17 protein-coding genes are annotated in these 24,064 nt (G+C 69.9%); 6 read left to right on the plus strand and 11 right to left on the minus strand.

The window, feature by feature from the left end; translation table 11 throughout:
* Nucleotides 1-16 precede the first annotated feature (16 nt).
* Nucleotides 17-1,276, plus strand: coding sequence for an arginine deiminase (locus OHA25_RS30975; protein ID WP_327580487.1), 1,260 nt, complete (start codon nt 17-19; stop codon nt 1,274-1,276).
* Here OHA25_RS30975 and OHA25_RS30980 read toward each other — a convergent pair.
* From OHA25_RS30980 to OHA25_RS31015, 8 genes are all read right to left on the minus strand, one after another.
* Complete coding sequence (locus OHA25_RS30980) at nt 1,258-3,015, minus strand: cytochrome c oxidase assembly protein (protein WP_327580488.1); 1,758 nt, start codon at nt 3,013-3,015, stop codon at nt 1,258-1,260. The genes OHA25_RS30975 and OHA25_RS30980 overlap by 19 nt on opposite strands.
* 93 nt (nt 3,016-3,108) lie before the next feature.
* Entirely contained in the window at nt 3,109-3,591 is a 483-nt protein-coding gene (locus OHA25_RS30985) for a hypothetical protein (protein ID WP_327580489.1), read from the minus strand.
* Between the two features lie 79 nt (nt 3,592-3,670).
* Entirely contained in the window at nt 3,671-4,552 is an 882-nt protein-coding gene (locus OHA25_RS30990; RefSeq protein ID WP_327580490.1) for an aldo/keto reductase, read from the minus strand.
* On the minus strand, nt 4,552-4,848 hold the full coding sequence (locus OHA25_RS30995) for a cupin domain-containing protein (protein WP_327580491.1): 297 nt from the start codon (nt 4,846-4,848) through the stop codon (nt 4,552-4,554). Before OHA25_RS30995 ends, OHA25_RS30990 begins: the two co-directional genes overlap by 1 nt.
* 5 nt (nt 4,849-4,853) lie before the next feature.
* Nucleotides 4,854-5,756 (minus strand): carbohydrate ABC transporter permease, encoded by a 903-nt coding sequence (locus OHA25_RS31000; protein ID WP_327580492.1) that lies wholly within the window; start codon nt 5,754-5,756, stop codon nt 4,854-4,856.
* A 9-nt stretch (nt 5,757-5,765) separates the two neighbouring features.
* On the minus strand, nt 5,766-6,656 hold the full coding sequence (locus tag OHA25_RS31005; RefSeq protein WP_327580493.1) for a carbohydrate ABC transporter permease: 891 nt from the start codon (nt 6,654-6,656) through the stop codon (nt 5,766-5,768).
* Nucleotides 6,653-8,071, minus strand: a complete 1,419-nt coding sequence (locus OHA25_RS31010; RefSeq protein ID WP_327580494.1) for an ABC transporter substrate-binding protein — start codon at nt 8,069-8,071, stop codon at nt 6,653-6,655. The genes OHA25_RS31005 and OHA25_RS31010 overlap by 4 nt, the downstream gene beginning before the upstream one ends.
* Nucleotides 8,072-8,095: 24 nt before the next feature.
* Nucleotides 8,096-9,403, minus strand: coding sequence for an alpha-L-fucosidase (locus OHA25_RS31015; protein ID WP_327580495.1), 1,308 nt, complete (start codon nt 9,401-9,403; stop codon nt 8,096-8,098).
* A 178-nt stretch (nt 9,404-9,581) separates the two neighbouring features.
* Between OHA25_RS31015 and OHA25_RS31020 the strand changes: the two genes are divergently transcribed.
* The 3 genes from OHA25_RS31020 (at nt 9,582) to OHA25_RS31030 (ending at nt 14,247) form a co-directional block, all read left to right on the plus strand.
* Entirely contained in the window at nt 9,582-11,324 is a 1,743-nt protein-coding gene (locus OHA25_RS31020; RefSeq protein ID WP_327580496.1) for a glycoside hydrolase family 97 protein, read from the plus strand.
* 112 nt (nt 11,325-11,436) lie between these two features.
* A complete protein-coding gene (locus tag OHA25_RS31025) occupies nt 11,437-12,657 on the plus strand; it encodes a hypothetical protein (RefSeq protein ID WP_327580497.1) in 1,221 nt (406 codons plus the stop codon).
* Between the two features lie 9 nt (nt 12,658-12,666).
* The gene (locus OHA25_RS31030; protein WP_327580498.1) at nt 12,667-14,247 is read left to right on the plus strand and encodes a hypothetical protein; all 1,581 of its coding nucleotides are present in this window, start codon (nt 12,667-12,669) and stop codon (nt 14,245-14,247) included.
* Here OHA25_RS31030 and OHA25_RS31035 read toward each other — a convergent pair.
* The 3 genes from OHA25_RS31035 to OHA25_RS31045 form a co-directional block, all read right to left on the minus strand.
* Nucleotides 14,217-16,241: a glycoside hydrolase family 36 protein gene (locus OHA25_RS31035; RefSeq protein WP_327580499.1), complete on the minus strand. Its 2,025-nt coding sequence runs from the start codon at nt 16,239-16,241 to the stop codon at nt 14,217-14,219. The two genes, OHA25_RS31030 and OHA25_RS31035, sit on opposite strands and share 31 nt — an antisense overlap.
* 1 nt (nt 16,242) lies before the next feature.
* Nucleotides 16,243-17,409 carry an ROK family transcriptional regulator gene (locus OHA25_RS31040; RefSeq protein WP_327580500.1) on the minus strand — a complete coding sequence of 389 codons (1,167 nt, stop codon included), beginning with the start codon at nt 17,407-17,409 and terminating at the stop codon, nt 16,243-16,245.
* A 137-nt stretch (nt 17,410-17,546) separates the two neighbouring features.
* Nucleotides 17,547-20,438 carry a CBM35 domain-containing protein gene (locus OHA25_RS31045; protein WP_327580501.1) on the minus strand — a complete coding sequence of 964 codons (2,892 nt, stop codon included), beginning with the start codon at nt 20,436-20,438 and terminating at the stop codon, nt 17,547-17,549.
* A gap of 729 nt (nt 20,439-21,167) precedes the next feature.
* Between OHA25_RS31045 and OHA25_RS31050 the strand changes: the two genes are divergently transcribed.
* Together OHA25_RS31050 and OHA25_RS31055 are read left to right on the plus strand one after the other, a co-directional pair.
* Nucleotides 21,168-21,395 carry a hypothetical protein gene (locus OHA25_RS31050; protein ID WP_327580502.1) on the plus strand — a complete coding sequence of 76 codons (228 nt, stop codon included), beginning with the start codon at nt 21,168-21,170 and terminating at the stop codon, nt 21,393-21,395.
* A 248-nt stretch (nt 21,396-21,643) separates the two neighbouring features.
* Nucleotides 21,644-24,055 (plus strand): PQQ-dependent sugar dehydrogenase, encoded by a 2,412-nt coding sequence (locus tag OHA25_RS31055; RefSeq protein WP_327580503.1) that lies wholly within the window; start codon nt 21,644-21,646, stop codon nt 24,053-24,055.
* Nucleotides 24,056-24,064: the final 9 nt, after the last annotated feature.

Genomic DNA, 24,064 nt, shown 5'->3' on the forward strand with positions numbered 1-24,064 from the left:
CCGTGAAGGAGAGACCATGAACGACCAGCCTTTCGGCGTGCACTCCGAGGTGGGGACGCTGCGCAAGGTCATCGTCCACCGGCCGGACCTCAGCCTGCGCCGGCTGACCCCGGGCAACAAGGACGTGCTGCTGTTCGACGACATCCTGTGGGTGGAGCAGGCCCAGGTCGAGCACGACGCGTTCGTCCAGGTGATGCGCGAGCGCGGCGTCGAGGTGTTCTACCACCACGAGCTCCTCGCCCAGGCGCTGGAGGCGAGCTTCGACGCCAAGCAGCACGCCATCGAGCAGGCCGTCACCCACCTGACCGTCGGCCCGGCCCTCGTCGACGTCGTCCGCGAGACGCTGGCCGGCTGGAGCGGCGACAAGCTCGCCACGCACCTGATCGGCGGGCTGTCGAAGGAGGAGTTCGGCATCGCCGATCTGGACGGCTCCTCCCTGGTCGCGGCCTCGGCCGACCCGCGCGCGTTCATCCTGGCGCCGCTGCCCAACTCGTTGTACCAGCGTGACCCGGTGGCCTGGTTGTACGGCGGCGTCTCGATGAACCCGATGTTCTACCACGCCCGCCTGCTGGAGACGATGAACCAGTCCACCATCTACCACCACCACCCGATGTTCGCCGAGGACGACTTCTCCTACTGGTACCCGTACGGCGGCGAGGACGAGCGGCTCCACGAGGAGTCCTACGGAACGGCCGCGATGGAAGGCGGCGACATGATGCCCATCGGCCACAAGACGGTGGCCATCGGCATCAGCGAGCGCACCAACCCGCGCACCATCGAGCACCTCGCCCTGTCGTTGTTCGCCGCCGGGGCGGCCGAGCGGGTGATCGCCGTGGACATCCCGAAATCCCGCTCCTACATGCATCTCGACACCGTCTTCACGTTCCTGGACGTCGACAAGGCCAGCGCGTACCCGCCGTTCCTGGAGGCCGCCACCACCTTTTCGCTGCGCCCCGGCGACAAGAGCGGCACCCTGGAGGTGCACCGCGACCGCAGCCTGCCGGCCGCCCTGCGTGAGGCGCTGCGCCTGACCGAGCTGGACATCGTCCCCACCGGCGGCGACGACTACCAGCAGGCCAGGGAGCAGTGGGACTCCGGGAACAACTTCTTCGCCCTGTCACCTGGCGTGGTCGTCGGTTACCACAAGAATCAGTTCACCAACCGGAAGCTCCGTGAGCACGGCGTCGAGGTCATCGAGATCGAGGGCTTCGAGCTCGGCAAGGGGCGCGGCGGCACCCACTGCATGACCTGCCCCCTTCAGCGGGACGCCATCTGAGACGCACGCGCCTCGGCGGCCGGTCGCACTGCCACCGGCGTGAGCGCGAGCAGCGGCACGAGCAGGTAAACGGCTCCCGCCAGACGCTGGTCGGCGAGGAGGCCGGGCGCGCCCGACGGAGCCGCGGCCGCGAACCAGTCCGCCGCGACCGGCGGCCCCACGAGCAGGTACACCCCGACCACGAGGTGCACGCCGGCCACCACCGCCAGCAGCCGGACCCGCGCCGCCCACGGGAACGGCCCTGGCGGCGGGTCGCCGCCGACCAGCACCCACGACACCGCCAGCCCCAGCCCGAGGAACACCACCCCCGTGACCAGGTGCGCGGCATACCCGGCCAGCGACCACGGCAGCCACCCCGTCGTATACAGCAGGAGGAACGGCACCGGATAGGCGATCATGAGGACGGCCGGCCGGGTGAAAGCCGTGACGGTCCTGCCCGCCAGCGTGAGGGGTGCGCCCGCGCACAACAGGAGCGGAACGACGACGGCGAGCACGACGTGCTGCAGCGCCTGCACCGACAACATGGCCCGCGCGTAGCCGCCGACCCCGCCGACCAGGACCAGCGCCGCCAGTGCCAGCCCGGCGTACCAGGCGAACGTGCGGCCGGACGGCCACGCCGGAACCCTGCGCAGGCCGGCCAGATACCCGGCCGCGGGCAGCGCCAGCAGCAGGATGATCAGCGCGTCCGGGCGCACCTCGCTGATCAGCGCGCCAGGGGAGAACGGCGCGAGGTCGTACCCCAGCGCGCCATGCCCCGATCCTTCGCCGCCTGCCGGCGGGGGAGTGCGGGACAGGCCGACGGCCAGCCCCGTCGCCGCCGCCATCACGCCGACCTCACCTGCCGCGAGCCGCACGAACGTGCCGCGTACCCCGCGGTCGGCGACGCCCATGACGGTGCGGCGCCGGTGGTTCCAGCCGAACCAGCCGAGCACCGCCAGCGTGGCCACCTTGGCCAGCAGGAGCAGTCCGTACGGGGTCCGCCACAGATCGGACGGCGCGCCCAGCCGAACCCACGCGCCGGCCAGGCCGGAGAAGGCCACCGCGGCGAAGCAGCACAAGGCGATCGCGCTGAACCTGGGCAGCACCACCGGCAGGTCGTCCGAGCGGCGGAAGTGGACGAGCAGCGCGCCCAGGCCGCCGGCCCACAACGAGGCCGCCACGAGATGCGCCATCAGCGCCGACACAGCGAGGTCGTGGTCGGCGGCCGAGGCGGCATGACCCACATAGGCGGGCGGCAGCAGCCCGAACACGGCGATCGCCAGCGGGATCCACCGGGGCAGCCGCCGCGCGTACGTGGCCGCCGCCACCACGAAGGTCACGCCCAGCACGACCAGCAGGGCCTGGGTCTGGGGGAGCAGCGTGCCGATGTTCAGCCGGCCGGGCGTGGCGAGGAGCTCCGCCACCGGCATCGGGATGAAGCTCGACAACGTCAGCACGTAGCTCAGCAGCGTGGTGAACGCCCAGCCCAGCGCCCACCAGCCCGCCGCGCACAGGCACCGCGCCGGCTCGGCCGACCCGGCGGGGGCCAGCACGGCGGCCAGCAGCGTGCCCACGCAGGCGACCGCGCACACGACGTGGAGGAATCGCGTCAGCGGCAGCCCCCAGTCCGTCAGCGGACCCGCCGTGGGCAGGCCGGGGATCGCCGGCGCACCCGCGCCGCCGCCGAACCGCAGCACCGCGACCAGCACTACGACCCCCACACCGACCGCGAACCCGGCATACACCGTCTTCCACCGCATACGAGGGGTACGCAGGGCCGGCCCCGCCGGTTCACCCGCCCACGGCGGTGGCGCGGATCGTTCGGAGAGGGGCGGAGATGCGCCGCGTGCGGGTCAGGCGGGCGGCACCGCGCCGGGGCGGACGATCATGAGGACCACGACGACCGCCCACACGAGGTTGTAGACGCCGGCGAGCATCGACAGCGTCCGGAGCCTCCGGCCGTCATCGGGCGTGCTGAGCGCCGCGCGCTGGCGCGGGTAGATCTGCGTGGCCAGCAGCCCGCCCGCCACGATGGTGAGCACCATGGCGACGTTGATCCAGATTTCGCCCATCCGGCCCTGGACGAGGGCCAGCGCGATCCCGGCTACTGGGACGATGAGGCCGAAGGCGGCGTACCCGCCGGTGATGCGGTGCAGCAAGGCGGCCACGGCCGGGCTGCGCTCACCCGGCGGGCTCGCGGACGGACTCGGCTCATCCGGCGGGCCCGCGGCCGGGGCGAGCGGCGCGTAGCGAGGAAACAGGCTCGCGGCGACGGCCGAGCCGCCGACGAACACGATGCTGGCGAGCACGTGTATCGACAGCAGGACATGATCCATGGGAACTCCTCCAACCTTCAGTTCACCTGAAGCCTAGCCCAAGCTTCAGGCGGTCTGAAGGTCGGGTTCCCGCGCGAGATCAGCCCAGCTCGTCCCAGAGGGCGACGGGGACGGGCCGGTCCAGGGCCTGGAGGTTGGCGGTGACCTGCGCCGGGGCGTGGGCGCCGACGAGGACCGTGCGCACGGCCGGGTGCCGCAGCGGGAACTGCAGGGCCGCGGCCGGCAACGGCACGGCATGCCGGGCGCACGCCGCGGCCAGGGTGCGGACCTCGGCGGGAGCGTCCGCGGGCGGCTCGGCGGCGGCCAGGAGCCCGCGGTGGAAGAGGCTCGCCGCGATGACCGGGATACCGCGGTCCTGGCAGAGCGGGAGGAGCTCGTCGAATGCCGTCCGGCGCAGCAGCGTGGCCTGGTTGGCGGCCAGCAGCAGGTCCAGGTCGGTGAGCTTGACGAAGTCCACCAGCATGGGCGACTGGTTCATGCCCACGCCGATCGCGCGGACGACGCCCTGCGACCGCAGCTCCGCCAGAGCGGGATAGGCCTCGTCGAGCGCCTGGGGCCAGTGACGGTCGGGATCGTGGATGAACAGGATGTCCACGTGGTCGAGGCCCAGGCGGTCCAGGGACTCCTCGACGCTGCGCAGCACTCCGTCGCGGCTGAAGTCCCACTCGACGTGACGGTCGCCGAGCACGGCGAAGCCGCCGTTGTCGCCCGGCCCCGGCCGCACGAGCCGTCCGACCTTGGTCGACAGGATGAACGCCGAACGCGGGCGCTCGCGCAACGCGCGGCCCATGCGCCGCTCCGACAGCCCGAGCCCGTAGAACGGAGCGGTGTCGTAGTACCGGATGCCGCACTCCCAGGCCGTGTCCATCACCGCCTGGGCCTCGGCGTCGGAGATGGTCAGGAGGTAGTTGCCGAGCGGGCCCCCGCCTAGGCCGACGCGGGGGAGCGGGACAGAGGACATCACGCCTGCTCCAGGTGCAGCCAGGTAGTGACCACCTCGGAGACCGCCTCCAGGTGGTGGTCCTCGCCGGCTTCCACGATGAGCACATCACCCCCGGCAAAATCCGAAGTCTCGCCATTGATGTGGATCTTTCCGGTGCCGGAGAGGATGAGGAAGATCTCCGGATCCGGGTGGGTGTGCGGGCCCTTGGCGTGGCTGATCCGGCCGGGCGGCAACGTCGAGACCCCACCGGACTCGACCCGGTACCCGGGCAGCGACACTCCGGCTCCCATGGCCGCCAGCGTGCTCCTACGCATAACGACTACCTTCCTGCGATACCCGTGAGCGTGACGCCCCGGATGAACGTCTTCTGAGCCAGGAAGAACACGACGAGGATGGGCAGCATCGACAGCAGCGCGACGGCCATCATCTGGTTGTACTGGGTGACGTACTGGCCGCTGAACATGCCCAGGCCCTGCGCGAGCGTGATCTTCTCCATCGAGCGCAGGTAAAGGGTGTTCTCCAGATACTGGTTCCAGTTGCCGACGAAGGAGAACAGGCAGATCGCCGCGATCGCGGGCTTGGCCAGCGGCAGCATGACGCTCCACAGGATGCGCAGCTCCGAGGCCCCGTCGATGCGGGCGGCGTCGATGAGCTCCTGCGGGATCGTGGTGAAGAACTGCCGCAGCAGGAAGATGTAGAGCGCCACGCCGAAGAACTCCGGCACGACCAGCGGCAGATACGTGTCCACCCAGCCGAGCTTCGAGAACATGATGAACTTCGGCACCAGCGTGATCTCGCGCGGGATCATCATCGTGGCCAGCAGCGCCGTGAACATGATGCCGGCCGCCCGCGCCCGCATCCGCGCGAAGGCGTAGGCGGGCAACACGCACGAGATGAGGTTCCCGGCCATGGACAGCGCGGTGATCAGGATCGTGTTCAGCAGGAACCTGGTGAACGGCAGCGACCCCGTCCAGCCCTTGACGTAGTTCTCGACGTGGAAGGAGTCCGGGAGCCATTGGGGCGGGAAGGCCAGGTTGTCGGCGTCGGACTTGAGCGAGGTCGTCAGCATCCACAAGAACGGCAGCAGGAACACCGCGGAGCTGATGATCAGCAGGACGTACGCCCCGCTGCGCCGGATCCGCCTGATGCGCTCGGCCTGGTCGGACGTCAGGGACGGGCCCGGCTTCGTACGCGCGGGCCGGGCCGCGGTCTCGAGGAGCATCGGGGGACCTCACTTGAACTCGTAGTGCACCCAGCGCCTGGCCAGGCTGAACTGGATCGCGGTCACGATGATGACCAGCACGAACATGGCCCACGACAGCGTGGCCGCATAGCCCATGTCGAAGTAGACGAACGCCTGCCGGTAGATGTAGAGCCCCAGCACCATGGTGGCGTTGCCGGGTCCGCCCTCGGTCATGACGAGGATGAGCACGTAGCTCTGCAACGCGGCGATGAACCCGGTCACCACGTTGAAGAAGATGACCGGCGACATCATCGGCACCGTGACGTTCCAGAACCTGCGCCACCACCCGGCCCCGTCGATCTCCGCCGCCTCGTACAACGTCTTCGGGATGCCCTGCAGGCCGGCCAGGTAGATGACGATGGTGTTGCCCGCGCCCCACACGCTCATCAGCACCAGCCCGGGGATGGCCCACTCCTGCGAGGCCAGCCAGCCGGGTCCGTCGATGCCGACCGAGGCCAGCAGCTTGTTGATCAGCCCGTAGTCGGGGTGCAGGATGTTGATCCACAGCAGCGCGGTGGCCAGGCCCGACACCACCGACGGCAGGTACATCACGGTGCGGAACAGGCCCTGGAACCGCAGCGGCTGGTTGAGCAGCAACGCCAGCACGAACGTGAACGTCACGCCGAGCGCCACCGAGCCCAGGCCGTACTGCACCGTATTCTCGATCGACTCCCAGAACTCGGGATCGTTGAACATGCGCGCGTAGTTGCCGAACCCGATCCACGACGGCGTCTGCAGCAGGTTCCATTTCATGAAGCTCAGGACCACGGCGGCGACGATCGGGCCCGCGCTGAACAGGACGAACCCGATCAGCCACGGCGAGACGAACAGGTGGAAACGCCGGGCCTCACGACGCGCCAGCGGGCTGACGGCGGTCATGCGATCTTGTTCTCGCTCAGGACCGGCGTGACCTTGTCGACCATCTCCTTCAGCGCGTCGTCCACGCTGATCTTGCCGAGCTGCGCCCGCTCCCAGATCGGCAGGGCGGTGTCCACGACCTTCTTGTTGGCCGGCAGCCGCAGCACGCCGTCGTCGGAGGCGTAGTCGGCCATGATCTTCTTGACCAGGTCCGCCTCCTCCGCCGGGATGCCGAGCGCCTTGGCGGTGTCCTCCCACGCGGACTGGCGGGCCGGCGCGGCGATCCGGCGGAACTTGTAGCCGGAGGCCGACAGGTATTCGTGCATGTAGATCCAGGCGGCGCCCTTGTTCTGCGACGAGGCCGCCATGACCAGCGCGCTGCCCACGGCCGGGGTGGTGCGGCCCTCCGGCCCCTTGGGCACCTGCGTGGCGCCCCACTTGAACGCCTTCTGCTTGGACAGCTCCAGCATGACCCACGCGCCGTTGACGAACAGGGCCGCGTGCCCGGACTTGAACGGATCGACCTTCTCCAGCAGCTGCAGCTCGGCCAGGCTCGGCGTCGCCTTGTCCTTGAGCAGCAGGTCCAGCCAGCGGGCCATGACGTCCCTGGCGGCCGGCTCGGCGATCATCACCTTCGACTCGGCCGCGTCCAGGAACCGCCCGCCGAACGGCAGCAGGTAAACGGAGCTCAGGTCGGGCGACGGCTTCGGCATCGGCGAGACGCCGTAGATCTTCTCCACGCCCGACCCGTTGGTCATCTTCTTGGCCGTCTCGAAGAGCTTGTCCCACGTCCAGGTCTCGTCCGGGTAGTCCAGCCCGGCCTTGTCGAACAGGTCCTTGTTGTAGAAGAGCAGCTTGGGCGCCATGTCGGTGGGCAACCCGTACAGCGCGCCGTCCCGCTGGAAGTAGCCCAGCCCGCGCTGCGGGATGTCGTCCATGTCGAACTCGGGCGTCTTGGCGATGTAGTCGTCCAGCGGCTGCAGGACCTTGTTGGCGATGAGGTTCTGCGTCCAGGAGTAGTGGTTGTAGAGCACGTCGGGCAGCGTGCCGCCGGCCGCCTGCGCCATGTATTTGGTGAGGAACTGGTCGAACGTCGCCGACTCGCGCTTGATCTCGATGTTCGGATGGCGCTTCTTGAAGAAGAAGTCGAACTGCGCGTTGCGTACCTCGGTGACGGCGTCCGTGGTGAACGCCAGCGTGATCACGACCTTGGACGCCGGGTCGGGGACATTCGTCTTCGGCCAGGTCAGCGAGTTGTTGAGCTGCTCGGCCTCCTCGAAGGGCCAGTCGTCGCTGCTGGGACGGTTGGGGTCGATCACCTGGGCGCCGGACTTGACCGGGGCCGCGGCCTGCTTCTGCTGGCGGCTGTCGCCGCAGGCGGACAGCGCGGCGGCGGCCACCGCCAGGGCCAGCATCTGCCGACGGTTCATCTCCATGGGGTCATCTCCGTGGGGGGTCTTTCACAGGAAGAGCTCGAGCACCGGCACGGCCACGTCGGGTCGCTGCACCGGGAGCTGCAGGGTCAGGGTGCCGGGCGCCAGCGCGCCCAGCTTCGTGTGCCCGCTGTCCACGGCCGGGTCGGGGGCCAGGACGCGGATCTCCGAGGCGTCGTTGAGCAACTGCGCGTAGCGCACCTTGCCCGCCAGCCCGGGCAGGTGCAGATGCTTGTACGGCCAGGCGAACAGGTGCACGTAGAGCCGGTTGCCGCGCTGGGTGTAGCGGCAGTCCGGCGGCGCCTCGTACGTGCTCGGACCGGCGCCGTAAAGGGAGCGGCCGTGCAGCCGCGTCCACGCGCCGATGCCGCGCAGCGACTCCAGCGCTCGCGCCTCGAACGCGCCGCGCCCGTTGGGCCCCACGTTGAGCAGCAGGTTGCCGTTCTTGGAGACGGTGTCGACCAGCATGCGCACGAGCAGGTCCACCGGCTTGTAGTCGAGGTTGTCGCGGTCGTAGCCCCAGCTGCCGTTGAGCGTCTGGCAGGCCTCCCAGACCTCGGCCGGCGGGGCGGGCGGCTGGAACTGCTCGGGCGTGGTGAAGTCGCCGGGGATCTCCAGGCGATCGTTGATCAGGATGTCCGGCTGCAGCCTGCGGACCATGGCCGCCAGCTCCTCCGAACGCCAGTCCGCGGCGCCCTTGCCGCCGGGTGTGCCCTTGCTGTTCCTGACCCGCTTCGAGTAGGAGAAGTCAAACCACATGGTGTCGATTCGGCCATAGCGGGTAAGCAGCTCTTCAACCTGGTTGTGCAAATAGGACTGGTATAGCCCGATATTTCGGTCATCGGGAGTCGCACCCTCGACGTACGCCGGGTGCAGGCCGTCGATCGGGAAGTGCGGGTGGTGCCAATCGATCAGCGAGTGGTAGAAGCCCACCCCGAGCCCGCGGGCGCGGAAGGCCTCCACGATCGGGCCGACGAGGTCCTTGCCGTACGGCGTGTGCGCGACCGAGTAGTCGGTGTAGGCCGAGTCCCATAGGCAGAAGCCGTCATGGTGCTTCGTCGTCAGCACCATGTAGCGCATGCCGGCGCCGGCCGCCGCCTCCGCCCACGCGTCCGGGTCGAACAGGTCGGGGTCGAAATGGTCGAAGTACGGCTGATACTGCTCGTCCGTGAGTCGCTCCCGCTGCTTGACCCACTCGTGCCGGGCGGCCAGCGCGTACAGGCCCCAGTGGATGAACAGCCCGAACCGTTGCTCACGGAACTCCGCCAGCCGGGCACTAGAGGTCGGATGTATAGCCGGGGTGGTGCGGTCATGTGGCGACAGTCCGTGAGGCATGACCGCACCGTAGACCGACTAATTAACTTCGTCAAGAATTGAATTGAAACCCGTCGCAACCTAGGCTCTTGCGCATTGTGAGGAGCGTCGGGTGCCTTGCGTGGCCGGAGCGGCAGCGCCGTCGCCGGGTGGCAGGACGCGATCTACTCCTCCTATCTCTTTCACCATGGAGGGTCACGTGCCGAATTGGACGCTGAGCGACGGGGATCTGGAGGCGGTGCTCGACCTGTCCGCGGCGGGCGAGCTCACGCTGGGGCTGCGGCACGCGGGACGGACCGTGCTGGAGCCGTCCAGGCTGGGCGTCCGCACCGCCCACGCGGATCTGAGCACGGGGCTGGTCGCGGCTGGGATGTCCGAGCGGCGAGTCGAGGAGTCCTACCGGACGGTGACCGGGAAACGGCGCGAGCATCGGTACGCGGCCGGCGAATGGACGTTGTCGTTCACCGCGGGCGGGCACCGGCTCGACCTGCTGATCCGGGTCGGCGATCACGGCGTGGCCTACCGCTACGCGATTCCCTGGACCGGTCCGGTGACCGTGGTGGAGGAGATCTCGGAGTACGTCGTGCCGGGTGACGCCCGCGCGGTCCTGCTGCCGTACGAGAACGGGCGCTGCGACTACGAGGAGATCCACCGGCACACCACGGTGGCCGGCGCCGAGCCCATCCTGTACGGATACCCGTCGCTCTTCCAGGCCGGCGACGCCTGGATGCTGATCACCGAGTCGAACCTGGACGCCGGATACGCCGGCTCCCGCCTGCGCTTCGACGGCCGCGCCTTCCGCCTCGACCTGCCGGACCCGTACGTGACCGCGGCCAGCCCGCTCGTCACTCCGTGGCGCACCATGATCGTCGGCGACCTGGCCACGATCGTCGAGAGCGACCTGGTCACCAGCCTCGCCGCGCCGTCCGAGGTCGAGGACACCTCCTGGATCCGGCCCGGAGCCGCCGCCTGGTCGTGGTGGTCCGACGGACCCTCCACGCGGGACCTGGAGGCCCAGAAGCGCTGGGTGGACTTCGCCGCCGCGAACGGCTGGCCGTACCTGCTGGCGGACGCCGGCTGGAACAAGGAGTGGATGCCCGAGCTGATCGCCTACGCCCGCGACCGGGGCGTCGGCGTGTGGCTCTGGTCGCACTGGCAGCACGTCGACACCGAGCTGGAGCACCGCGAGAAGCTCGCGCTCTGGAAGAAGTGGGGCGCGGTCGGCGTGAAGATCGACTTTACCGAGTCGGACGGTCAGGACCGGATGCGCTGGTTCGACGCCATCCTGGCCGCCACCGCCCGGCTCCGGCTCATGGTGGTCTTCCACGGCGGCACGATCCCGCGCGGCACCGAGCGCACCTGGCCGCAGTTCATGACCGCCGAGGCGGTCAAGGGCGCCGAATGGATCAAGCCAAAGCCCGGCAAGGAGCCGCTCTACCCGGCCACCCACTACCTGTCGCTGGCGTTCACCCGCAATGTGCAGGGCCCGATGGACTTCACGCCGTGCACGTTCACCGCGGTGCGGGCCATCTCGCCCGGATTCGAGCTCGCCCTGTCGGTGCTCTTCGAGTCCGGGATCCAGCACTTCGCCGACTCCATCCAGGCCTACCAGGCCCGGCCGGAGGCGCTGCGGCTGCTGTCCACCGTCCCGGCCGCGTGGGACGACACGCGGCTGCTGTCCGGCGACCCCGCCGACCACATCGTGCTGGCCAGGAGGAGCGGCGGCGAGTGGTACGTCGGCGCGGGCGTGTCCGGTGAGGCCCGCACGCTCACCGTGCCGTTCGACTTCCTCGACGAGGGGGAGTGGACGGCCGAGATCTTCCAGGACGCCCCCGGTGACCGGATCGCCACCGAGACCGTCACGGTCTCCGCCGGGGGCAAGCTCGACCTCGCCGTCGCCCCGAACGGCGGATTCACGCTTCACCTGAGGAGAGCACTCTGATGACGACCAGACGATCGGGCGGCGACTTAGCCCCCCTGTCGCGTATCGGCGCCCCCGGCTCCTGCCCCGGCGTCACGCACCTCCACGCCTGTCGCCGCGGGGTGAGGACCTGATGAGGGGCCTGCGCCTGGCCGGCACGCTGTCGGTGCTCGCGCTGCTCCTGGCCGCCGCCCCACCGGCCCAGGCCGGGGCCGGCACGGGGGCTGAGGCTGGGGCTGGGGCGCCGCGCTGGGAGACCCGGTGGAGTCCGAGCCCGTGGCGGGACGGCGTGAAAGCGTTCGAGGCGCTTGAGGACGACCGGCGCGGCTCGCACCCCGAGGGTCAGCCGCACGTCTACGTCGCGGGCAACGCCTGGCGGTTCGACGCGCACCTGGAGGACCGCGACGGCTCTGACCGCATGCGGAACGAGGTACGCGGCATGCGAGCCGCCGACGGCCGGCCGCTGGAGATGCGCAAGGACGAGACGTGGCGGATCACGTACCAGATGTACATTCCGGACACGCTCGACGCGACCACCAGCTTCACCCACATCTGGCAGTTGAAGACGTCCGACATCGGCACCCCGGTCGCGCAGCTGTCGCTGCCGGTCGTCAACGGCGTGCCGAAGATCGCGGCGCGCTACTGGACGCTGGAGGACAACAAGTCCCACGACTTCGCCACCGCCGACCTGGAGCCGATCCAGAACACGTGGGTCGGCGTCACCATCGAGCTCAAGTCGGCCGACGACGGCTACATGCGATGGGTGTTGCGGGACGGGTCGCGGACCATCGTCGACCAGAAGGTGGAGAACATCGACCTGTGGTGGACGCCGGAGCAGTACAACCGGCCCAAGTGGGGCATCTACCGCAGCATCAGGAGCGCCGGGCTGCAGGAGACGTACCTGCTGGTCAAGGGCCTCAAGGCGGACCAGCTCGGGCCTGCGGCGCCGCCGGTCACGCTGCCGCCGCCGGACCGGAGCCCCGGCACGTACGAGGCCGAGCGGCCCGGCAACGTGTGGGAGGGCGCGGCCGAGCCCGCCTACTGCGCGGTCTGCTCCGGCGGGCGGAAGGTGATCCTCATCGGCGGCAACGTCTACGACTACGCCGTGGTCAAGGGCGTGCTGTCGGAGACCACCGGGACCAGGCAGATGACCGTGCACGCGCTGGTGGACGGCTCCCAGACGTACGCGGTCAGCGTCAACGGCGGCGATGCGATCCAGGTGCCGATGACCGGGACCAAGGACACGGTGACCACCGCGACCGTGCCGGTGGACCTGGTGGCCGGGGTCAACACGATCCGCTTCTACAGCCACACCGCGCGCTCGCCCGAGCTCGACAAGATCGTCATCAAGTGAGGGACCCCTATGGCACATGACCTCAGCAGGCGCGCCGTGCTGGCCGCAGGCGGCGCGCTGGCGCTGACCGCGGCGGCCGGCTCACGGCCCGCCGCCGCCACGCAGCCGTGGCAGTCCCGGCTCGTGCACTACGACCGGTGGGGGCGGCTGGCCTACGAGCAGGACGCCGAGGCCAACCGCGTCCCCGACTTCAGCCACGCCGGCTACCGCAACGGCGAGCGGCCGATCCCGCACGTGCCGGTCGTCAAGACGATCCGGCCCGTCGAGGGCGACAACACCGCCCACATCCAGGCGGCTCTCGACGCGATCGGGGCACTGCCGCGTGCCCGCCGCGGCGCGTTGCTCCTGCTGCCGGGCGTGTACCCCGTGGCGGGCACGGTGTACGTGCGTGCCAGCGGCACGGTGTTACGCGGTGTCGGCGACGGCGAGGACCCGTCGGGCAACACGATCGTCAAGGCGACCGGGAACAACCCCAAGGACCGCAACGTCATCGTGGCCGGCGGCGTCGCGGGCGGCGGCTGGAAGGGCGAGGTCCCGGGCACCCGTACCGAGATCACCACCGGGTTCGTGCAGGTGGGATCGCGCTCGTTCGAGGTGGCGAGCCCGGGCGCGCTGCGCCCCGGCGACAACGTCGTCATCACGCACCCCTGCACCGAGGAGTGGCTCAAGGCCATCGACTACGGAGGTCACGACGTCGGGCCGCCCTGGAAGGTCGGCGAGCACCCGATCATCTACAACCGCTACGTCTGCGACGTGTCCGGAAATGTCGTGACGATCGACGTGCCGGTCTTCAACCACCTCAACCGCGCCCACGCCACCTCTTACCTCTACACGTGGGACAGGGCCGGGCTCGTCACCGAGGTGGGCGTGGAACGGCTGCGCGTGGACATCGAATACCACGGCGACCCCGAGCAGGACGAGGACCACGCGTACAACGCGATCGTGCTGCTGCGTACCGAGGACTCGTGGGTGCGCGACTGCACCATGCTGCACTTCACCCAGGCCGGCGTCGCCACCCAGGAGACGACCCGGGCCACGGTCGAGAACTGCCGGGCCATCGACCCGGTCAGCATCGTGACCGGCAGCAGGCGCTACAACTTCAACACGTACACCTACTCCCAGCAGGTGCTCTTCCGCGACTGCCACGCCTACAAGGCCAGGCACGCCTTCGTCTCCAACGGGCACAGCACGGTCTCCGGCGTGGTGTTCCTGCGCGGCACCGCCGAATACGCGCTCAACTCCAGCGAGGGCCACCGCCGCTGGTCACAGGGCCTGCTGTTCGACGGACACCGGGACGTGGACCCGCACTACGACTACACGCTGGGCCTGTACAACCGCGGCCGCTACGGCACCTCGCACGGCTGGTCCGCGGCCCACTCGGTGGCCTGGAACTGCGACGTCGCCACCAGCAGGCTCATCGTCCAGAAACCGCCGACCGCGCAGAACTACGCCATCGGCTGCCGCGGGACGATCACCGGCGACGGGCCCTTCCAGCAGCCCGCCGGCTACGTCGAAGGCGCCGGCCAGCCCGGACTCTTCCCGTCCTCGCTCTACGAGGCTCAGCTGCGTGACCGGCTCCGGCCCGCCTGACCCTGCCGCTCCAGCCGCAGCAGCCCGCCCTCGGGCACGGTGACCTCCACAGGCCCGGGGGCGAGGTCGACCAGTTCGTCGCCTTCGGTGCGGCCCCGGCAGTCGACCACGGTGGCCCGGGCCCTGCCCGGCGTGGCGACCTGGAGCAGCACGTCGGCGGAGGCGTCGCCGTTGGCCAGCCACAACGTGCCGGCCTCGGGGACGCGGACGGGCAGCGGCGCGTACCTGGCGGTGATCACCGTGTCCCCGGAGCTCGCCGTCACCTGCGGGTAGGTCAGGTCCGGCCGGGCGGGCTCGAACCGGCCCCGCTGCAGCACGTCGGCATGGTCCCTGAAGAACGACAACCAGAACCGCAGCACCTCCTCCTGCGCGGGGGTCAGCGCGGTGAGGTCCACCGAGATCTGCGGGACCGCGAACAGCACGTTGATCAGCTGCGCCGCCACGCGCTGCGGGCTCTCGTCCGGGTGCCACATCAGCATGTCCGCGTGCACGGCCAGCGGGCCGGCGATCAGGCGCAGGTCCACGGTGCGCTGCCGGTTGTGCGCGGGGCTGAGCGGGCAGTCGGAGGCGCGGATCATGGTGGCGTACGGCCACAGGCCCGGGCTCACGTACGGCTGGCGCAACTCGACCAGGCAGTCGCCGGGCAACTGGGTGAGGAGCCTGCGCACGCCCTCGTTCACCGTGGCGCAGTCGGCCTCGGGGCCCGGCGGCGGCGGGTCCTCGACCGCGAACTGGTCGATGAAGTCGATCTTGAGGCCGTCCATGCCCCACTCCCTGACCGCCCGGGTGAGGTGGCCGGCGAGCAGGTCTCGGATGGCGGGGTAGCGCGGGTCGACGATGGCGGCGTCCATGTGCTCCTTGTAGGCCAGCGTGTACGGTCGCACGCGGTCCCAGAGCGCTGTGTGGCGGCCGACGAACGGCAGGGCGTACCAGAGCAGGTAGGCGAGGCCTTCGCCGCGAACCTTCGCCACGTGTCCCGAAATATCAGGAAATGAGGTTCGGGAGGGCTCCCATTCACCGACGTAGCCGTAGCCGCGGCCCCGGTCGTCGCTGTGCCAGCCGTCGTCCACGATGATCGCCTCGCAGCCCAGCTCGGCCGCCGGGGCCGCCTGCCGCTCCACGCTCGCGGCGTCGACGTGTTGCTGCATGGCGTACCACGTGGAGTAGGCGGGCATGCGCGCGGCCCGCGGGACGTCACGGGCCAGGCCGTTCCGCGATCCCCACCACTCGGCGACCTCGGCCAGCGTCGTCGCGAAGTGCCGCCGGGTCAGGTCCAGCCGGAGCACCACCCCGTTCCCCGGCTCGGCCTCGTGCTCCATCCAGAACCCGAACTCGCCGGTCTCCTCCACCACTCCGGTGCGGGTGCGCACGGGCCTGACGACCTCGGCGGCGGCGTACGTGCACAGCGCCACGTCCCCGGCTCCCACCAGGCATCCCACGGGGGCGTTCTTCTCCAGAGCCGCCGTGCGGGGGCGCCGCCAGAACGGTGGCAATCCGCGATGCTCGCCGCCGTCGGCGCTCCAGAACGCGGTCGCGTCCACACACGGCACCCGCCACCCGAGGCGCACCGTGGCCCCACCCTCGGGGGTGACCCGCACCTCCAGCACGCCTGGGGCAGTCTCGGCAACCACCCACCTCACTCCGCCGCCTTCACCGCTCCCCAAGACCCCGGCTCCAGCGTCGATCGCGCCGCCCGGCGTGGCGTCGCCCGGCTCGGTGCTGCTCGGCTCGGTGCTGCTCGGCATGGTGCCGCCGGGTTCAGGCGCGATGCCCGTGGAGTCGGGCGCGTCCTCGAAGGACGTCGAGCCCTGCTCAGCTCGGGCCGCTTGGCCCGCGTCGCCTCCGGCTGTGGTCGGCTCCGGAGCGGTGGCGAGTGGCGGCGGGAAGGGGGTGGCCGTGCAGGTAAAGGTGAGGCCGGCCGCCTGGAAGCGCATCTCCTCCGGTGGCCGTGGCGTTCCGTCGTGTGGCTGCCAGATACCGGAGGCGGCGGTCAAGTCAGCGCTCCTGGGAGGTGAAGAGGGTCTGGATGGCGACCGCGGCCGCGCCGCGCGCCCATTGCTCGAAGGTCCGCGGCCGCAGCAGCAGACGGGAGTCGGCGGCCGCGCCGAACGCCTGGCTGATGAACGACCGGTTGATCTGCTCCTCGAACAGGTCATAGGCGGCCAGGCCCTGCACATCGCCGGTCACGATGATCCGCTCGGGCCCGAACAGATTGGCCATCGCCGCGATGCCCAGCCCGATGGCGTGCCCCGCCCGGGCGAAGACCTCCCGCGCCGCCGTATTCCCCGCGTGGGCGGCGTCGATGGCCGCGTCGATGGTGAGCGAAGCGTCCCCGGTGACGGCGCGTACGGCGGCCACGATGGGCGCGCTCCCAGCGATGGCCTCGACGCAGCCGCGCCCGCCGCAGTGGCACTCGGGCTCCTCGCCCCCCACCGGGATGTGCCCGATCTCCCCGGCCACGCCGTGCGCGCCGGCCACCACCCGGTCGTTCGCCACCAGCCCGCACCCTATTCCAGCCCCCACGGTGACCAGCGCGAACGACGACGCCCCCACGCCGTCGCCGAACCACTGCTCGGCCACGGTGAGCGATCTGACGTCGTTCTCGACGGTGACGTTGAGCCCCGTCGCCTCGGCGGCCAGCCGCGCCAGCGGAACCTGCCGCCACCCCAGAAAGGGGGAGTACCGCACCAACCCGAGCGCCTTGTCCACGTCCCCGGACACGGCCAGCCCCAGCCAGTGACAGCGCTCGCCGTAGGCCGGATCGCCGGCCAGCAGGTCGGCGACCAGCTCGGCCAGCGCCTCGACGACGCCCTCGGGGGAGGTCGTGGCCAGGCGGCGGTGCGCCGACACCAGGGGCTGGGCCCGCAGGTCGGTGACGACGCCGATGAGTTCGTCATCGGTGATCTTCACGCCGGCGAAGAACTCCCGGTTGGCCCTGATCGTCAGCGGGCTGGCCGGGCGCCCCGCGCCGGGCGCCGTACGCTCCGTGGCCTCCAGCTCTTCCAGGTAACCTGCCTCGATGAACGGGCGGGCGGCCTTGGTCACGGCGGCGGACGACAGCCCGCTGCGCCTGGCGATCTCCACTCGGGTCACCGGACCCTGGGTGAGCACCATGGTGAAGACGGTGGCCTCAGCGCGGGTGCTGGTGAGCCGAGGATGCATGACGGCAATCGTAGCACTAATTAACTTCCTCAAGAATTGAATTGGAACGTGACATGGGACGGCTTTACGCCGGGTTCGTCGTCGTCCGCTTGGCACAGCGTGGGACGGACGACGACGAACGCGGGGGAGCGGAGTGGTCAGCCCAGGGAGATCCGGTCCAGGTCGGGCGCCGCCGCCGTGTCGTTGTGAATCTTGATGGTGTTGGCCCCCGCCCGCAGGGTGACCGGCACGGACGTGGTGTAGGGGGTGTTGTTGCCGGTGCCGCTCACCTTTACCTCGACCGGCGGCTCGCCGTTGACGGTCACGAAGTACGAACGCTGGCCGTTGACGGTGAAGTCGATGTACAGCGTGTACTGGCGGGCCGTGTCCACCGTGACGTTCTCGAACAACACGGAGGCGTCCGGTCCGCCGCCGAGGTTGCGTACCTTCTGCCCGCCCGAGCACGGCCCGCAGTTGGTGATGCCCGCGCTGCCGAGCTGGTTGCGGGAGTCTTCGGCCTCGCGCATGAACACGCGGTCGGCGGGGCGCAACCGGACCCGGAGCTGCCTGGTGACCGTGTTCGGCCGGCCGAGCACCTGGAACGACGCCCTGATCGGGATGTCGGCCGAGGCGACGTCCTGGCCGGGCGGCGAGGTGAGCGTCCAGGAGCCCTCCAGCGTCTGCCCGAGCCGCAGGGTGGCCACCGTGGCCGGGCCGCCCTCGACCGTCCACCCGGCGGGGACGGCGGGGGCCAGCTCGACCTGGTCGAGCGCGTCCTCGACGTCCAGGCGCAGCTTGGCCGACACCTTCATCGACTGCTGTCCGGGGCCGACCCACTGCAGCCCGGACGGCTCGACGGTCATAGTGGTCTTGGGCACGTACGAGGTGGGTGGCAGGGGCGCGACCGCGACTCTGTCGATGCCCGGACCCTTGGCGGCGTCACTGAACACCGTGATCGTGTTGGCTCCCGCGCGCAGCGGCACGGCGAGTGCCGTGGCGGCGGGAACGCCCGCGTTGTCCCCGGTGACCGCCACCCTGACAGGGGCGGCGCCGTTGACCGAGACCGACAGCGAGGTGGCCGCGGTGGTGGTGTGGTCGATCTGGATCCGGTGATCACCGGCCTCGGCGACCGTCACCTCGCGGTACGTGATCGCGTTGCGCGAGCCGCCACCCAGCCCGGTGACCTGCGCGCCGCCGGAGCACGCCGCGCACGGGGCGAGCCTGGCCGCGCCGGACCGCTGCTGGCGTTCGGCCTCCAGCGGCACGGGGGTGGCCGGCGACAGCGGGTAGCCGTGCGCCACCTGGATCTCGTCGATCTGCAAGTGGCGGACGAAGCGCGGCGCCTGCGGGCCTGCCCAGGTGTTCAGCACCTCCAGTTTGATGTAGCGGGCATGCTGCTCGCCGAGGTCGATGGCCTGCACGCCGCGCGCGCTGGGCAGCGCGCCGGTGCGCACGGGCGCGCTCCACCGCTTGCCGTCGTCGCTCACATAGACCCGGTAGTCCTTGATCCGTGCGGAGTCCTCCGGGTGCCCGAACGTCTCCCTGGCGTACGTGGGCGACCATTCGCGCTGGTTGACCGCCAGGTAGGACGCCTTGCGCGCGCGGCCGAGGTCCAGCGTCACCGACACTGGGAGCTGCGCGTCGCTGTCCCAGTAGTCCTCGAAGCTGCCGTCCACGAGGGCGCCGGCCGGGTGCCCCTCGCGCGCCGACGAGGCGGTGGCCTTGAGGGTGGACTGGTCGTAGAAGAACTGCCGGCCGGCCGTCTCGACCTTGAACACCGTGTCGTACTCGTCCCACTTGGTGATGCCGAGGATCGTCAGGTAACCGCCGGACTGACTGAAGCGCATCTGCGCGCCGGTGCGCAGGTCGCTCACCCGGGTCACCCGGTAGCCGTTGTCGCGCAGCCGCACCATGTCCGTGCTGGGCCTGGTCACCACGTGCACGTACTGGACCGCGGCGCCGTCGCGGGAGACGGTGATCACGCCGTGGGCGCCGTCGTTCCAGAAGCCGGGCCGCATGCCGCCGTACATGTAGCCGCCGCCCTCGGTGCCCTGCAGCGACTCCTTGATCGGGGGCACCCATGTGGACATGAAGGCGTTGAACGCCTCCTGCTGCGGCGGGAAGCGGCCGTTCACCATGGGGGTCTCGGCCATCAGCGACTTCATCGACGAGCCGGCGTTGGTGATGTAGCGGCCGGTGCTGAGCCGGAAGTCCACGGGGTGGTTGCCGCCGTCGTACCACCAGTCGCCGGTGGTGGGCAGCTTGTAGTCGGCCTCCACCAGGCGCGGCATCGGCGTCCACGCCGCCTGGGGGTAGTCGTAGGACGGGGTCATGCCGGTCTTCTGCTCGTTGCTGACCGTGTCCATGATCGGCGTGTCCTCGTTGTTGTTGCTCAGCAGCCAGGACGGCCGCTTCTCCCTGATCTGCTCGTAGAGCTTGTTCTGCTCCCAGTACTCGTTGTCGTTGTCGATCCAGAATCCGGCCAGTTCCGGATATTTCTCCATGACCTCGAAGAACAGGTCATAGCTGTACATGCCAAACCCGGCGCGTGTGGTCAGATCGACCTGGCGGCCCTTGTAGGCGGAGTAGGCGGCGGAGTCGAGTGTCTCCACCCCCTGCTCGTTGTGCCACTGGGGGTCGTCGGTCATGTAGAGGATGATCCGGACGTCCTTCGCCTTGCCGGCGTTCACCAGCTCGCCGAGCAGGTCCCGCTTCGTCGCGCAGCTGCCGGGGATCTCCGACGGCCACGGGCGCGCGTAGCCGAGCCTGCTGTGGAAGGTGGCCAGGACGATGTACGAGGCGCCCAGCTTGCGGGCCTCGTCGACCCAGTAGTCCGCGGTCCAGCCGCCCTCCGTGACGTCGCGCTCCCAGGTCGCGCAGTCGAGATGGCGGGGTGCGGTGAACATGCCCCAGTGCAGGAACAGGCCCGCCGTGGAGTCGCGTAACCATTGCTGGCGGGGGTGCTCGACCTCCGCGCCGGCGGCGGGGGCGACGAGCAGGGTCAGGATCAATGCGAGGAGAAGGGTTGCTGCGCGGGCTCGGGGTCTCACCGGGATCGCTCCCTCATGGAGATGGCCATGTTGCTAGACATCCGACGAATACAGCGGGATGGTGGTGCGGTCAAGGGGTGCTTTGCTGCCATTCTGGGAGGATCTGACAGTAATGATCCTTGGATTTTCCTCTAGGGATCTTTCCTCAGGCAATCGATGCGATCGGATGTCTAGGGGTGCGGACCATGGTTCAGTCGCGGGATAAGTCCGGAGTGGAAAGGCGCTGGGACCTGAGCATGCTGTAACGAAAACAACTTGCAGCGTCGCGTTCTGTGACGATACCGTGGCATCGGTCGAACAGATGAGCGATAGCCGGGGCGCTGGTTCGTCCGCCATCACCGCCGGGGCACGTGCACTCAAGCCATGGCGCGGGTTGAGGAGCGTTTCGAGGAGCTCATCGGCGAGGTGATCGAGGAAAGGGGTGGCTGGTGGAGCTGGAGGTCATGTCCGAGCACATTCGCCCACTGGTCGCGGCGGACCCCCAGTACGGTGGTTACCGGCTGGCCAAGGCTGTCAAGCGCACCAGCCGAGTGTGGCGCGCTTTCACACCGGGAAAACCGCCCGTTCAGCGTGTTGACCTACTACTCGCTGGCCACCGCGGGTGGCGCCCGGCCAGATAGGGTCACGCCGTGCTGTGTGGAATACCGCGCTGGAGCAGCGCCGCATCTATCGCAGGCGCGGTTATCACGAGCAAGCGCGGCAGTTGGTGGAGGCCATGGCACGTGGAAGGTGCGCTGGAAGTCCAAGACCCGCACGCCGCCATCGTTCCGCTTCCCCGAGGGCGGCAAGATCGTGATGGAGCGGCTGAACCGGCGCTGGGCACGGGCCAAGCTGTCCAAACTGGGCTGGGGCCGCTTCCGCTGGAGCCGCCCGCTCGGCGGGCCAATCAAGAACGCAACCGTGGTACGGGTGGGGCCGTGGGCGGTCGGCCGAGGCGCCCGGAACGCACCTACCTGAAGGATCACGGGGCCTGAAGACATCCCATCCCTCATTCCCGAGCGTTTGATGAGTTGTGACGCCGCGTCGTCGGCCGATAGGTCGACGGCGCGGGCACGTGCCTTCGACGTGCGATCGCTGCATTTGAGTTAGGAAACTTTCCTAAACAATGGATCGTTCCAGGTGTTGACGGCTGCGGCGGTTTGCGGGAAAACCATCTAGAGCTCCAATCTCTTACTCGAGGCATCACTCTCAGCCAGGAGCGCCCGATGAACTTCAGCAAGTCCCGGGCCTGCGCCATCGCCTGCTTACTCGTCATGGGAATGGCCGCCCTCCCCGCCGCCGCGGCACCCATTCGGTACGAGGCCGAGAACGCGACGATCTCCCAGGGAGCCGTCGAGTCCAACCACACCGGCTACTCCGGCACCGGCTTCGTCAACGGCACCAACGTCGCCGGCTCGTACACCGAATGGACGATCAACGCGCCCGCCGCCGGCACCGCCACGCTCGCCTTCCGCTACGCCAACGGCACCGGCGCCGACCGCCCCAGCGACATCGCGGTCAACGGCACGACCGTGGCGGCGAGTCGGTCCTTCCCCGCCACCGCGAGCTGGGCCACCTGGGCCACGCTCACGCTGACCGCGCCGGTCGTCGCAGGCGCGAACAGGATCAGGGCCACCGCCGCGAGCGCGGGCGGCAACCCCAACTGGGACTACCTGGACGCCGAGGCCCCGGCCGCCGCGTTCACCGACTACCAGGCGGAGACCGCGACGATCTCCCAGGGCGCCGTCGAGTCCAACCACGCCGGATTCACCGGCTCCGGATTCGTCAACTACGCCAACCTGACCGGCTCCTACGTCGAGTTCAGCGTCAGCGCCGCCGCGGCCGGCACCCAGACCCTGACCTTCCGCTACGCCAACGGCACCACCGCCGACCGGCCCATGACCATCACCGTCAACGGCACCGCGGTCGCCACCGCCCGGTCCTTCCCCAGCACCGGCGCCTGGGCGACGTGGCAGGAGGTCACCCTGGACGCGCCGCTCACCGCGGGCGCCAACACGGTCCGGGCCACGGCCACCACCGACGGCGGCGGGCCCAACCTCGACCGGCTCCGGGTCACCGGCCCCGGCGACACCGAGAAGCCCACCTCGCCGGGGCAGCCGGTCTGCTCCGCCGTCGCGCACAACGCCCTGACGCTGGACTGGCCGCCGGCCACCGACAACATCGGCGTGGTGGCGTACGACATCTACCACCAGGGCCAGCAGATCGCGACCGCTCCGGCGCCGCCGTACCGGCTGACCGGGCTCACCCCCGACTTCGGCTACCAGCTGTCGGTGTTCGCCCGCGACGCCTCCGGCAACGTGTCGCTGAGCAGCCCCGAGGCGAACTGCCGCACGCTGCCCGCGCCCGCCGACGACCCGCCGTCGCAACCCGGGCAGCCCACGGTCAGCGGCGTGCAGGCCACCTCGGCCACCGTGACCTGGGGCGCCTCCACCGACGACAACGGGGTGCGCGCCTACCTGGTCCGCGACCACGCCACCAACGCCGTGCTCGCCACCGTGACCGGCACCCCGCCCGCGACCACGGCCACGGTGCCGCTGGAATGCGCCCGCACCTACCAGGTGCACGTCGTGGCGCGCGACAGCGCCAACCAGCTGTCCACGCCGAGCGCGCCGTCCGCGTCCTTCGCCACCGGCACCTGCGGTACGGTGCCGCAGACGCCCACCAGCGTCGCCGGCGGCTGGGACGTGCCGTGGGACATCTCCTGGGCGCCCGACGGGACGTTCGCGCTGGTGACCGAGCGCGACACGTTCCGGGTCTTCAAGGTGACCCCGTCGGGGACGAAGACGCAGGTCGGCACCGTGCCCAACACGCAAACCACCAACGGCGAGGGCGGCCTGATGGGCCTGGACTTCTCGCCCACCTGGAACGGCACCACCGACCAGGACGTGTTCTTCATGCACACCGCGTCCGAAGGCAACCGCATCGCCAAGATGAGCTTCAACGGCACCACCCTCAGCGGCTACGCCGGCGTCCTGCAGGGCATCGACAAGAACCGCTACCACAACGGCGGGCGCATCAGATTCGGCCCCGACGGCTACCTGTACGTCGCCACCGGCGACGCCCAGCAGACCAGCAACGCCCCTGACCTGGACTCGCTCAACGGCAAGATCCTGCGCATCACCAAGACCGGCGCCGCCGCGCCCGGCAACCCGTTCGGCACCCGCGTCTACAGCTACGGCCACCGCAACCCGCAGGGCCTGGCCTGGGACTCGGCCGGCCGCCTGTGGTCGTCGGAGCTCGGTAACTCCTCGCGCGACGAGCTCAACCTCATCCTGCCGGGCCGCAACTACGGCTGGCCCACCTGCGAGGGCACCTGCAGCGTGTCCGGCATGACGAACCCCAAGCACACCTGGGGCGTCGCCGAGGCCTCGCCGAGCGGCATCGCCATCGTGAACAACACGGTCTTCATGGCCGCGCTGCGCGGCCAGCGGCTGTGGCGCATCGTGCTCAACGGCGAGAACGTCTCGACGGTCAATTCGTACTTCAACGGCACGTACGGCAGGCTCCGCGCGGTCGAGAAGGTGCCCGGCGCCAGCGCCATCTGGTTCGGCTCCACCAACTCCGACAACAACGGCGACGGCTCCGCCGACACGATCCGCCGTTCCACCATCCAGTAATCACCCCCC

This window comes from Nonomuraea sp. NBC_00507, from assembly GCF_036013525.1.
Taxonomy (GTDB): Bacteria; Actinomycetota; Actinomycetes; order Streptosporangiales; family Streptosporangiaceae; genus Nonomuraea.